This is a genomic window from Pseudomonas sp. G(2018), assembly GCF_005502415.1.
Classification (GTDB): Bacteria; Pseudomonadota; Gammaproteobacteria; order Pseudomonadales; family Pseudomonadaceae; genus Aquipseudomonas.
In genome coordinates, this window is record NZ_SCOO01000036.1 from 10,827 (window position 1) to 24,223 (window position 13,397).

7 protein-coding genes are annotated in these 13,397 nt (G+C 52.2%); 2 read left to right on the forward strand and 5 right to left on the reverse strand.

Translation table 11 applies throughout. The features are described 5' to 3' along the window. Positions 1 to 37: 37 nt before the first annotated feature. Positions 38 to 733, forward strand: coding sequence for a GNAT family N-acetyltransferase (locus FFS64_RS25775; protein ID WP_057978582.1), 696 nt, complete (start codon positions 38 to 40; stop codon positions 731 to 733). Here the strand turns inward: FFS64_RS25775 and FFS64_RS25780 are convergent. Both FFS64_RS25780 and FFS64_RS25785 read right to left on the reverse strand, forming a co-directional pair. Further along, positions 719 to 5,725 carry a hypothetical protein gene (locus FFS64_RS25780; protein WP_137807677.1) on the reverse strand — a complete coding sequence of 1,669 codons (5,007 nt, stop codon included), beginning with the start codon at positions 5,723 to 5,725 and terminating at the stop codon, positions 719 to 721. The two genes, FFS64_RS25775 and FFS64_RS25780, sit on opposite strands and share 15 nt — an antisense overlap. Positions 5,726 to 6,824: 1,099 nt before the next feature. After that, a complete protein-coding gene (locus tag FFS64_RS25785) occupies positions 6,825 to 7,367 on the reverse strand; it encodes a hypothetical protein (RefSeq protein WP_137807678.1) in 543 nt (180 codons plus the stop codon). Between the two features lie 1,172 nt (positions 7,368 to 8,539). On the opposite strand from FFS64_RS25785, the gene FFS64_RS25790 reads away from it, so the two are divergent. Then, complete coding sequence (locus tag FFS64_RS25790) at positions 8,540 to 10,009, forward strand: 3'-5' exonuclease (protein ID WP_057978755.1); 1,470 nt, start codon at positions 8,540 to 8,542, stop codon at positions 10,007 to 10,009. Between the two features lie 625 nt (positions 10,010 to 10,634). On the opposite strand, the gene FFS64_RS25795 is transcribed toward FFS64_RS25790, so the two are convergent. From FFS64_RS25795 to FFS64_RS25805, 3 genes are all read right to left on the reverse strand, one after another. Further along, positions 10,635 to 11,570: a DsbA family protein gene (locus tag FFS64_RS25795; protein ID WP_057978759.1), complete on the reverse strand. Its 936-nt coding sequence runs from the start codon at positions 11,568 to 11,570 to the stop codon at positions 10,635 to 10,637. Between the two features lie 88 nt (positions 11,571 to 11,658). Then, positions 11,659 to 12,252 carry a hypothetical protein gene (locus FFS64_RS25800; protein WP_137807679.1) on the reverse strand — a complete coding sequence of 198 codons (594 nt, stop codon included), beginning with the start codon at positions 12,250 to 12,252 and terminating at the stop codon, positions 11,659 to 11,661. A gap of 78 nt (positions 12,253 to 12,330) precedes the next feature. Next, the gene (locus FFS64_RS25805; RefSeq protein WP_010466510.1) at positions 12,331 to 12,744 is read right to left on the reverse strand and encodes a TraR/DksA C4-type zinc finger protein; all 414 of its coding nucleotides are present in this window, start codon (positions 12,742 to 12,744) and stop codon (positions 12,331 to 12,333) included. Positions 12,745 to 13,397: the final 653 nt, after the last annotated feature.

The window sequence follows — 13,397 nt, forward strand, 5'->3', positions numbered from 1 at the left end:
GTCTATGAAGTTTATTTGCCTATGGCACACATAACCAATGATCAAAATTGAACTCTACAAAGACGTAGTACCCGAGCCCTTGGCGCAGCAAATCATCCGCATGGCGGTTCTGTATACAACAGAATTGGGAACAGATGCCTGCCCACCTGACCATCCGCTCTATGTGATCTCCCAGATCTATCTGGGATTTGAATTTCACGCGTATCTTAGTGCGATTGGCCATCCAGGCGGTGGAAACGGAGAGCTGCTTGTCGCCTTCTATGATGAACATCCAGATACTGCTATTGGTTTCCTTCTGTACATGCCAATCACAGACTCAGTGGATTCCTGTGGGGTTAATTACGGGGCTGTCCGTGAAGCATCCCGCGGCCGTGGCATTTTCACGGCTCTCATGCGAAAAATGCTTTCTCGATATCCGTTAGCTTCTCTGTCTTGCTTCGTGGAAAGTGTGCCCCTGTATGAAAGACTTGGATTCAGAGTCGAGGTCGGGCGTAGCACCCAGGTACAGATGACCACCGACCCGAACCCAGGCGACCAGACAATGACGGTCATAGACCTTTCCCGACTCCAGGGACATCCTGTAGTTATCCAAGCGCACGAAGATGCACTAGCTAAACATGGCCATGCGGCGATTGCTAAGGCTAACAATGAGGCAAGTGAACGCGTTGATTCACTTTTCAGAAAAGCTGAGACTTTCGTAAAAGACCGTCTGCTGAACTCACCGACCGCCTAAGGTTCGAGCAGCTGCTAGACGCTCCTCAAGCGCCCTGGCTAAGGGCGTACCACACTGCACGAGAATATCTACAACGGCTGTCAGATCCGCACTCTCTAGCGCATCAGGCGAAGCTGGAGGCAAAAGGAAGGCCTTATCAATCCAGTGACATATCCGGCGCCCAATCGCATGCCCGATCCAAAACTCGGAATTTACACCCTGCTCACGCCACCATGCTCGAACTGCAGTTGTCAGGTAGGCCATTTGACTCACCTGAGGCGACACTTCTAAAAATCCTAAAAAAGCCTGAGTGACGTACGTAGAACCAGGCGCTTGCTCAACTAGATGAGTGAGCAAAGGTAGAAGCAAATTCGCTTGCTCCACCTTCGCAGCCGGAACATAACAAATTGGCCCTTTACCAAGTCTCTGTTGCCCCATAAACATCGAGGCAACCACCCCGGCAATGTGCATGGCTATACCCATTGATCGAGATGAAGCAACGTGATGCCAAGACACGGTATCAATCAATCGTCGACAAAGAGATTCACGAATTGAGACTGCGGTATGGTTCCCTACTAAGCCCTTATCCAGCCATAAGCGATCCAAAGTATGTAGTTGTGCTTCAGCTGCATCAAAGAAGCGCTCCTCGGGAAGAGATGCAAGGTATCCATAAACGAACTCTTCCATTCCAGCGCCCCCATCTGAAACCCCAACGGCAAGCGCAGCTGAGAAAAAGGCATCATTCCACTCATACACGAGCTCACCCGGTTCTTCGTCCGCGTCGATGCCCACGCCGTTAGCGCTAGCGGTCCATGGCCAACAATGGCGTACCAACTCTGCGAGCATGTCTGGACAATCTTCATGCCAAAGTTCATTTGCTAAATTGATCCATTGAGCCGCCTCCGCGGCCTCCAACGCGAATTCAGGAGATGGTTGAATTGAACGAACGCGTTTACGAGGCACCTTCTCCACGCAGATTGAGTGCTTCTCCTTGGGAGGATTAGGATCAGGCAAAACAGACCAGCTTGGCTCAGTGCCTTCTCCCCTTAGCCATCGATGCTCGGCCGATACAGCACTTTTCAACCTTTCACGTTCAGCCCTTTTACGAGCAGCTGTCCTTTCCCGCTCGCGCTCACGATAGTCCTCGATGCGGTCGAAATCGTCGTCATGGTGACGCACGGCATATACAGAAGACGCAAGGCCTAATCGAATGAACGACCGCGTGAGTTGGGGATCCACGCTCCGTGCCGCTACCGACTCGGCAAGCATCACTGAAGCCATTCCCGTCTGTCGTTTAGCTGCCAACTGAAGCAGCCACTGCAAACATTCACTGCCTAGGTTTTCACGGCAAACCCCGAGTAAACCAACAGCCGCGATGGCAGAAGTGTTGAATTGCAACTGAGGCACGTGCGCAGTTTCTGCGGGCTCAACCTTTGCAACGTCTATCAAAATTCTCACCGCCCAATCTCGGTGAGCGTCCCTCAATTTTTGATCACCATCCCTCATGACCAAGGCCGCAACGATGACTCGAGTTCTCTCATCCCACTCTTGGTCATCGCTGTCTAAACTTTCGTTCGCCGGCTGAAACTCATATCTCGCCCATCTAACACATCGCTCGAGAAGCACTTGCGAGCTATGGGTTCCGAGCATGGCCCTCATCATTTCGAAACGAATCGTCGCTTCGTCATAACTGATTTGTGCCTTTGTTTGGATCTCCGCGGTAAGCCTGGCCTCGAGTTCTGGCGGAATGTATTCGTACAGCGTTTGGCCAGATCCATCCGCCTTGCCCGCCTGGTAATTCGCCATATCAAGTCGATTTAGTGCACACATCGCAGCAAATCGAGCGTCCGTCACGTTGGCGTTGTCAGAGTTCGGGAGTCCAAATCGAGCTACCTCTGCTTGCAAAGAATGATGCATAGCTTCGCGAATCTCAGCTGGCCCGTGAACGCCATAGTCTTCAAGCACTGAGTCGACTGTCGTACGGCGAGAAGGTCGGCGGACTAAATCTTCAAGTCTAGCTTCGCCCACAGGCTCCGGATGAACCCAAGAATCTACCGGCTTATCCCCGGCTAGAATGTCATGTGCAAAGCGCTCACGATCCATTGCCAGTAATGAAGCTGATGCAGCAAATGGCCATAGACTTGCTCTGCTTTTTGGCCAATGTGAAAGCATGACATCGACCGCCACCAGTGTGACCGCGGCAGGTGAACCATCAGGCCCCAAGATATCTTCGATTACCAGGTCCATCGATTCATCACGTTCAACCCGAATGTGTGACCACGCTTCCAACGCCATAAGGGCGGATGCGGCAACGTAGGATCCATCAGAACGCGACCACAGATATGACTGACACCAAGGAAATAGTCGCACCCCCTTAAGCAGGGGGACCTCAATATGGTTTTCTCCTGGATCACGACCGTATGTTTTCCGATAGATCGCGTGAGAAACCACACCGCGAATCAGTCTTAAGCCGTGTTCCCTATTTGCTAGCAGCAAGCTTAAAAACGGTGCCCGTGCAGGAGACGCTGGAAAATACTCGTTATCCCATCCAGAAAAAGCTCTCTCGCTTAACGGATGAAGGTCATCATCGTCCTTGTCCTTTTCGGTCAATAACTTCAGGAACAAATCAGCCAAAGCCTCAGGTGCAGCTATGGCGGCAGTTCCAATGAACGGGATCAAGCGGCGGAAAACAACGTGCCGATATGGGTGATCGCTCAACTCACGAAAGTAGGATTCCGCATCTTGAGGACAAAGCTTGCACCACATGAGAAAGCTACTCCGAAGATCGTTCTCCTGAGCAGTTGTCATTGATAGTGAGATGGTTCCTTTCGGAGAGGCATCACTTGAATGGCTCCCCCTCGAATGATGCTTTGCTTCGACCAAGACCAACCACTCGTAAAGCCGGTGTACGAGCAACGGCGACAAGTCGTCATATCCTGCAAACGCACTACACCAACGACTATAGAGGTCAATAAATTGGGGAACGGCAGCTGTAGGCAATCGATCCACAAGTGCGAGCGACCAAACGATAAGATTCAGCCAGGCCGGCCCCCGTGGAAGAACAAAATCATCTGTTAATTTGCTGACGTCAGCACCGGCCTTAGCAAAAAGAGGCGCTGCAGATTGGGAGTCGATCGTGATAGTCGCCCGTACCAAATCTGAAAGCGCTCCAGCATTTCCTGCAGCCAGCGTACGTGCACATCGGTTCAAAATCTCATCAGACATTTCTGAACGAACAAGCGATAACAAGACCGCACGCTTCCACGAACCATGACAGCCTGGTGCGCTAACTCGCTCAAGCAAAACACGCCAGGCGGTATCGTCGGATTCGAGTTCAGCATGTAGCCGTGCAGCGAACTCCACCCCCCGAACAAGGCGCACAGGAACGGGGAGATTCAGAGACAGGTCAGAGAGTCGATCTGGCTCATCATGTAACAGGCATCCGAGAGCCCAATCACGAAGAACGTCGTGCGTTGGCTCTACGCGAACCGCGCTGACAATGCGAAGGGAGCCACTCCCGACAAGGGTTTCTATTGCTTTAGAGGATGAGGCTCTGGAATCCATCGGGCCGGAAGTTGCCAATGAATGCTCTGCCATGGAATACAACAGACGACACCGATCTGTGCGATTTGCGGAGTCCGCAGAGTCTCCGGTGATCCACCATTGCCACGCCATCCTCGCTTCGCTGAAAGCCGTTGTGGATTCCGCTGTACCCGCTCGCGCCAGCCGATCCAAACGATAGGGATTTCGTACTAATTTCTCAGCTGGGTGGCCATGGCGAAGCAGTGAGGCAAGCGCAGGATCAGCCATCCTTAGGATTTCGACCTCATCGTTGCTCAGCTCGTTTACGGTCAATGGACCAGTTTCACCAAGCTCTTCAACCGCCTTCGCTGGCAGCCACTCGCGCGCATCTGAATCAAAATCTGACCGCGCGGTGACCACAACTTTAACGCCCGAAACCTGTGCTGCTGCACGTATCAAATCCACGACAGTCGCTTTTTGTCCTGAATCCTCAAAACGATCGATACCGTCGATAAACAGCATCCCGCCGCCGTCCCCAGCCAAATCGATCAGGAATTCACGTGCAGATACCTCACACCCAAGTGTAGTTGCCATGGCTGGCCAACCACCGCCAGGTACACGGTTCGGTGCGACAACAACAACACGGGACTCAACGCCGATACGCATTGCGAGATCTTTGAGTACGCCTGATTTGCCAACACCACCGGCGCCCCGTATTTCTAGGTACCTACCGCGTTCAAGCGCTGACAGCGCTTCCATGACCGATCCAGTACGGTCAATCGCCACACCATGAACATCAGTTCTAATGGTATCTAATGCATTCTCAACGATCTCGGATAGACGCTCACGGGCGACATACAACTGACGTGATCCAGCAAGACGGTACCCTAGGGCGCTTCCAAGGCGCGTTCGAAGGGACTGTGAGTCCAAATCCCCGCCAGCGGCGTCAACCTCCAATGCAATTTGCTTCAGGGAGTCCCAAAGGTCGCCAGCTCGATGAATATCTTGAGGTGAAAGTTGCAACGCACATCGATCACGAGCTAGTAACTCACAGATTGAACCGGCCTGCTCTAGGTCAAAGGCCAACACCTGAAAGCGTGAAAGAAGAAACAAAACATCCTCATCTTCGTGCGATGCGCCAGCAGTCTGCATGTGGCCACGAAACGCACTCACGAAATCCCTCATCGCCTGATGTGCTGCACCAGACTGATTTAGTCGGATGAAGAAATCGTTTGAGTTCTGATAGTTTCGAGCCCACTTAAGGACCTCTTGGATATGTTGCTCAATTTTGGTTGAGGTACGCGCAACCGCCACGGCAAGCTCATAGCGCGTGGATTTGAACGAGGGCTTGATCGCAGACCGACAGGCCAGAGCCACAACGTCTGCAAAGGTCTTGTCGCCTGCAGTGAAAACGAGCGTGCGTTTAGCCTGCAGCTCGAGGGTCGCTACGTTGCCTTGGCGGTCGAGCCCCGTGATGATGACGTCATCCATCGGATGGCCTAGAGCGGCACGCTGGAAGGCAACACGGGTAACTACGACGCCTGGTAACCCGCGGGCCTCACCGCCTGAAAGCAGCGGGAGAAGATACTGCGCACCTACATGGGCCTCGAGGACAGCTCCTGAGGGTCCCGCTGCAGCTGGGCTTACGACCGTATCCTTATCTGCAGCCCGACGTGGCTTACGTGAGTTTCCACCTTTTGGTGAACTAGCTGTCTTGGCGGGTTGCTTTGACTGTTTTGACGAAGGGCCGGAGGGGGGGCTTTCAGACATTGGTATGTTCGCCTGTCGCGGTTCAGTCGCCTAGCGCCTGGTGACAGCTCCATATGGCACGCGACAGGGTAAAAATGGAGATTATCTCGCCTCGGGTGAAAGTGTATACCCGCGACGTTTAACAGCCCCTTCCCCCGTCTCGTTAGCCCTCCTAGGAACCGCCCAGTTTTATTAGGTGCTTGGTGCGAAGCGGGCCAGCACTTTCGGTACCCCAGTCTGGAAAATGCGGACGAGTCCAATGGAATCAACTGCCAGGCCTTCGTTCCCCTCTTCCAAATCGATACCGATTTGAGAACCTTGAGCAACCCAACTTTTGAGTGGTCCGCAGACGGATTGGACAGTGAACACGGCCCCTTCCCTTTCACACGCTGCCTGAACGTAGCAGTCAACGTGCCATCTGCCTCGGACTCCGCAAACCATCGCCATATGTAAAACGGTACCGTTCACCAGGATATAACCCTGAGATTCGTATCCAGGAAATGCGGTCGTATCAATACAAAATGACCAGCACGTTCCGTTCATCTGGTCAGGGAATTGCCGATGTCTGAGTGCACGAAAAATTGAGTTCGACCTGTTGTCGAAAGGGATGACTTGCCTTCCCCACAACTCAGCAAGTCGACGCCTGAACATGTCCCTCTTAAGAGCCGTATCAGAGTATGAAGCAGCCCAGATCGCGAACCCAAACACTAGGGCCAGAAGTCCAGCGAGGAATGAGAACCCTACGACCATCTCCAGTAGGTTGGTGCCAGTGCTTAAGCTCCGCAGCAAGCTAAAGGTGACACCAGATCCGACAAGCAGCAGCCCGCCGGGGAGTAGATGGTTAGCTAGACGTACAAGGGCTATCTTCATTTACGCCTCCTTTGTTCCGGTAGTTTTGAATCCAACGAGCACCGGCCTGGTAGCCCACTGTTAGGTCCATGCTTCCGGCAGCGAGCCGAAGAAGCTCTGTCGTTGTTTCAGTAGCCTCAGGACCGTCGATAAACTGAGCAACTTTGATCCATTTGGCAGCTTCTCTTAAATCATCAAGTGCCCTTGAGCTGGAAATGATGGTGACCACAAGGTCGGCAGCTGATTTGGGGACGCCACGCATTGCAGCCGCGGATAGAAAGGAACGAGCACGATCCAAATCCCTTGCCAGCATTCCGTTGCCAAAGAGATACATCCGTCCCACCCTGCTAGCCGCTATCGGATCACCCGAGCAAGCTAGCGCTTTAAGCTCTGCCAATGACACCCCTGCACCGTCTTCATCTCCTTGTGAAAGTGAAGAAGCGATGTGCGCCTCCAACTCCATCGCAGAAGATGAGGTTGATTCAGCAGCGGCAAAATTGGCGAACAGCGCCAGCAAGATAATTACAGACCTCATCGGCATCCCAACTTTTCTCAGACTGCATAAATCTAAGGGATGAGGAAAAGATTCTGTGGCGGATCCGCCCCCAAAAATTGGACAAACTAACCTCGATCAACCCGGCCCGTTTCGCAATCAATTGTCACAGGTGGCTGAGGAGACTTCCCTGGTTCGAATGTGGTTGAGATGGATACTGAACCACGGTTATTGGCGCCGGCCGGTTCGCTCAATCTTCTTATAAGGCCCGGCATTCCGACCAAGGCACTGGGCAGAATCTGCAGCAGCAGAGTACTTAGCGATGCAATGCAACAAATCATCGTCACAGCTTCAGTTGCCATATCAAGCCCTGTGCACACCCAGGCAAATATTTTTGCTTGGACCACACTGAATATCGGCGCCGCAGGCACCGACGCTGGTACCTCAATCTGTGAAATCAGCCCAAATGTTGTGAGCACCGACAGGACGCAGACTCCACCCCTAAAAGCCAATTTAAGGTCGGAAACCGACGGTACCGCGTGCAAGCCGATTGCAAGCGCCAAGAGCCCCGTTCCGCATCCAACCCACTCCCCACTTACGAGCGCGCCTAGTGTGGCACTCCAGGCCGCATTGATACCCAATTCATATGGGGTCGATGCGTTCGTAAAAGGCACATCAATTTCAGAGGATGTCGTAGGTAACAGAAAGGAAATTATTGAATACCCCATCACTACGGGAGCAATGCCCTGTACGAGCAACCCAAACATGTGAACCAATGAGTTTGGATTGTAGGCGAACTGGACGTACCCCAGGAGCCCCGTATGAGGGTTAGGCGAATACAGTTTCACCTTCAGTACTCTCATCCCGAAGACAACACAGGCAATGAAATGGGATAGCTCATGCAAAGGGGTACCGATCACCCCTGTCAGTGCATGCAGATGAAATGACCTCTTTACCAGCACCTTGGTGGAAACTCGCTGAAGGCAAATCACCCCTGCAGGAATTAGGTGAAGCAGTAGGAACTGCACCCCAAGCCAGATCAAACTTTGCTGTTCAGCCAATCCAAGTCACCCATGATGTCAATTTTTCAAGATCCTAGGCTGAGTTTTGGAGGGCGATTGCTCTTTCAGTCCCGCTAAGAGGGTCGGTCTACCGCATGCAGCGTTTTGCCGCTTGGTAAATTGGGGTCAATTACCCGAGGGAATCACGTAGCCATGGCATTCAGTTGGACAGACGAGCAAGAGGCAATTTTCGCCTGCAAGGAAATCCGTTTGCGCGTCCGTGCGTTCGCCGGCGCTTCGAAAACCACCTCTTTGGTTGAGTACACCAAAAGGCACTCAAGGCGTCGTTTTCTGTACCTATCTTACAATCGAAGCATTGCTGATGAGGCAACGGGGAAATTCCCGAGGAATGTAGACTGTTTTTCAACGCACCAAGTGGCATACAAGGCGGTGGCGGCGAAATACAAACACAAACTTGGTGAGAATTTAAGGCCATCCGACGTAAAACGTGTCCTGAATCTTGATGACTGGAACCTAGTCCGCGCTGCAATTGGAACAGTCACCAACTTCCTCAACAGTACTATCGAGGTTATTCACGAAGACCACTTGCCACAACTGAACGGCCGCCCCGTCTCTCAAATGAGTCCATCTTTTGTCGACGCTGTATTTCAATGCTCGCAAGAGCTATGGAATCGAATGTTAGATCCTGATGATTTAGAAATACCGATGCTCCACGACGGATATTTAAAGCTCTATTTCCTCAGCAAACCTGACTTGAGCCTCAAGTACGATGGTGTTCTTGCTGACGAAGCCCAAGATCTCAATGGTATTACTCTTGGGTTGGCAAAATCTCAGTCATGCCAGGTAATTCTTGTTGGTGACACGCACCAACAACTGTATTCGTTCAGAGGTAGCGACAATGCCCTCTCGGATCCTGACCTAGACACAGCAGTCGATTTATATCTGACGAAATCATTTCGCTTTGGCCCAGCCGTTGCAACGATCGCTAACATCCTTCTGAGCTACAAGGGCGAGACCAATAAGGTGGTTGGTGCAGGATATCCGACCAAGGTCAAAGCAGTCCTAGATAGCGATGCTGTGCGTCCAGCTCTCCTGCACCGAACAGTGATGGGCGTCATAATGTCAGCGCTTGAATTAACATCAAAAAACAAAAAGATTTTTTGGGTTGGGAAAATAGACTCTTACAAAATCTCAGACATCGAGGATCTTTACTGGTTAAGCGAAGGTAATACGAGCAAAATCAAGTCCAAGAGATTATTGAAAGAGTTTAAGAACTGGGACGACTACGTGTCAGTTGCGGAGGCCAGTAAGGACCGTGATATGGCGCGAGCAATAAAGATTGTCACTTCTTATGATCGCCTGGACGAAGCTTTAGCGCAAATTCGGAAGCTCACAGTAAAAGACGAACGATCTGCTGATGTAATACTTTCTACGGCCCACAGGTCCAAAGGTTTGGAGTTCGACTATGTCAGCCTGGAGGAGGACTTCCCCGACCCCCTTGACCCGGAGATGTCCGAAAGCTCACGCGACGATGAAATCAACTTGCTTTATGTTGCTGCTACTCGGGCGAAGATCTGTTTAGCCGTCAACTCCATCATCATAGGCATGATGCGGGATTATGAGAGGCGACGGAAAATCAATATTCAAATGGCCGGGAACTGAAATCAGCTATCGTGGGACTTTAGATTGGCGGGGACAGATCCCAGTCGAGATCGCAGACTGTGCAAGTCACATCCCCTACCAAGACTCTTAACGGTGCAGAGGACCTCAATTTGTGCATCAAGCTTCGCTAGGCACAATCCACGGCCGTGCGCGACCAAGCGATAACCATGGATAGCGAGAAGCTCCTGTAAATCCTCCCAGCTAGTCGATTGAGCAATCAACTCAATAACGCCGGCTTTTGCCTCATCAGTCAACTCCCCATCGAGTGGCGGGATGACACTCAGATCCTCTCGCGGGTCGATACTCATCATCAGGTTCTGTGGGAGGATCCTGACCGGCGATTGACGTGAAACTGCAGCTATTATTTCGTACAGTCCATGGATAGCGAATAGCGCACAGCACCCCAAAAGCCCATAACCAATCCATTCTGTAACATTCGCTGCATCACCGGACATGCGCACTGAGGCGTATCGCACCAGGATCTGAAAAGACGCGGCTCCAAGAGCGATAGGGAAAAATACGCCACCTACAACGCTTGGAGAAGATAAAATCGAAGAGGACGACAAACCAGGTCTCCTGTTACGGATTAAGGCACAGCCCCCTCCACAGGGGCTGTACCAAAGGCTTACTTGGAGACAGGACTGGCGCCGTTCGACGGCTGTGAACCTGGTGCAGTGGGGACGGTGGGAAGTTTGGCATCTACCGAGGGAGCAGCATCAGCGCGGGAGCCATATCCAAGAATTTTCTGCGAGACGACATCACCGCCATCAACCGGCTGACCTTGTTCTTTCTGAGCCTGGGCCTGAGCTTCCGCTTTCTCCCCGACCATCATTTTCTTCATGATCGAAATGAATGCACTGATTGGCTGCGCCCCTGAAACGAACTCTTTCTCGCCGGTGAGATTGTCGATGATGACGGTGGCCGGCGTGCCTGTCGCGCCAATTTTCTCTCCCATACGCATGTGCTCGGCGATGCGGTCTTTGTAATTGTCGCTGCTCATGCACTGGGCAAATTTGACTTTGTCGCCGCCAAGCCATTTGACGATGTCAGGCATGTCCTTCACACCACCACCATTGCCTGCAGATTTATCGAAGATCTGGTCGAGGAAAACCCAGAAGCCACGGTTACCTTTCTGTTCGGCGAAACATTCAGCTGCTTTGGCATCGTCAGTGGCAGCTGGGTTGTGAAAGCTCAACGGTAGATGACGCCACTGCCAATTGACGGCGCCATTGGAGCGATCAACGATCTCCTTGAGGTTGGGGTGAAGTTTCTTGCAGAAAGGACACTCCATGTCGGAAAACTCGGCCAGGGTGAATCGTGCTTTCAACTCACCGTATACGCGCGCGTCATTCGGCACCTCGTCCGCGGCAGCTGAGAACTTCGCGAATTGCGCTTTCGAATACTCCTCGATCTCCGCCTTTTCACGCATGGAGGCCGCGGTTTCCATTTTGCTGGTCAGGTATTGTTCCCCCCAGACGTTGAGTGCTGCGTAGCTGACAGCCTGGCTGAGAGCAACAGCGGTTAGAACAGTTGGAATAAACGTTTTGAGGCGAAGAGTCATGGCGATTCCTGAAGTGGTAGCACTGCAGGAAACATTAAGAGGATTGTCTAGCAGGAAGGGGCCAATCAGCCCCTCATAATGGGCGCAATCACCGGCTGGAGATAAGCCGCAAAGCAGGAGCTATGTGGAGGATTGGCGCATGGAATTGAATAGCCTGTCGAGCGTGGCTTGGCTCTGTAATTAGCTGGCCATTCATTGCCAATAAACATGCGAGGACTGGTCCTCTTCCACCGTCAAGAGATGCGCCCTCAGCCTTGTAGCGGGCCACTAATTCATGCAGAGACGCATCGTTCCACTTGTTACCGGGGAGTTCCTGATAGCGAGCGCTAAGCAGCGTCAGACGATCCTCAAACGTTGTGTAGTGATCCAGTTGCTCCAGCAACTCATAAAAGGCGGTTCCATAGCTACTGAGGGTCGATGCCAGAGCCCCCATCCTCACTCGGTAGTAGGTGGCTTGGTCCTGATAGGAGCGGTAAAGGAAAATGTCATTTCGGCTCAGCCCTCTTCCGCCGCCTTTAGCATCCAGGATCCCGAGGTTGCGTTCACATTCACGAAGACGGCTTTCCTCGCGACCAAAACGCGAAAGTACGGATCGAGCTTCCTTCCGTTTCAAGAAAAACAAGCTGCGAAGTGATTTATAGGTTTTCAAGGGCTGCATCTCATTTTCCTTTGGGTGGGTCAAACCTAGCACCTGGACGACCTATGGCTTCGTTAATCAGCCCCAGCCATAGGTGCAGTCCGGCCATGCGCGATTGGTGGTTTAGGCAATTCGTTGTGACTGATGGCGAGCAAGACGCTCCTGGCGCTCTTGTTCCTCTACCGATAAACGAGCTTCCGGTAGGAGTAGCATTCGGGCTAAACCAATCTCAGCTCCTGAAATCTCACAGAACCCGAACAAGTCGTCCTGGGAAATTCGCCGTGCAGCTTCCTGAAGGGCTTTAATACGCTGGGTGTCGCGCTGAATCTCTACAGCTACACGTTGCCGAAGCTCTTCAAGCGTTGCAGTGTCGGTAGGATCGGAAAACGACTCGACACGCTCGAGCTCTGGCTTCTTCGCCTCAATTCGGGCTCGAATCGCCTCTACCAATTGCCCAACAAGTGACGCAAAGAAAATACGTTGGTCTTTGTTCATGTAACTCGACGCCGGCATCGCCAGCAATTCACTCTTAGTCACATTTGCCTCCAGCAGTTATTTGAATCTCCATCATCCATGCAGAGCCAGAACTGCAAGTACCCTTCTCACCTTGCCTTTCGGCCTCCCTCTCACTCACTGATTACTGCCGTCGTAGGTGCTGTCATCGCCCACATGAACCTTCGCTGCCAGGATGAGGTTTGGCGAACTCATTTCCGCCGCCAGGTGCAGGTTTGTTGGTGGAGCATTGTCTGGCTTTTGCTGGGGGGTATAACAATCAAATTTGGAGTTGGTTACCTAGTCTTGCTGGCCTGGTTCGCGTGGGTCTGCTTCCAGATTGGTTCTGGCCTGAACAACCTCAGGAAAAACCTACCGGCATAAAAAAACCCCGATCACTCGGGGTTTTTTCTCGCGCATCAGAACACGTTTAGATTGTTTGCTCTCTTACGACTCCACGCGAAGAACCCCCACTGCGTTTTCCAGCTGGATGACCAAGCTCAATCCACATGCACTGGTACCCACTGCTGAACTGCTGACATACCGGAACGATTCGCGCTGGAGCGGTATAAAGCTTTGCGTCCGGATCTTCCACTCGTGAATTGCCGGCGCAGCCGCCAAGTGCAAGAGACAAAAGCAATAACAACGTTATTTTCATGAGGAGCTCCAAAAGTTAACGAGCTCCTCCCCAAAGCGGG

Bases quoted from the DNA above. Each gene is read 5' to 3' on its own strand.
- FFS64_RS25790 (WP_057978755.1), top strand. From the start codon at position 8,540: ATGGCATTCAGTTGGACAGACGAGCAAGAGGCAATTTTCGCCTGCAAG.
- FFS64_RS25785 (WP_137807678.1), bottom strand. From the start codon at position 7,367: ATGAGGTCTGTAATTATCTTGCTGGCGCTGTTCGCCAATTTTGCCGCT.
- FFS64_RS25795 (WP_057978759.1), bottom strand. From the start codon at position 11,570: ATGACTCTTCGCCTCAAAACGTTTATTCCAACTGTTCTAACCGCTGTT.
- FFS64_RS25780 (WP_137807677.1), bottom strand. From the start codon at position 5,725: ATGGATGACGTCATCATCACGGGGCTCGACCGCCAAGGCAACGTAGCG.
- FFS64_RS25775 (WP_057978582.1), top strand. From the start codon at position 38: ATGATCAAAATTGAACTCTACAAAGACGTAGTACCCGAGCCCTTGGCG.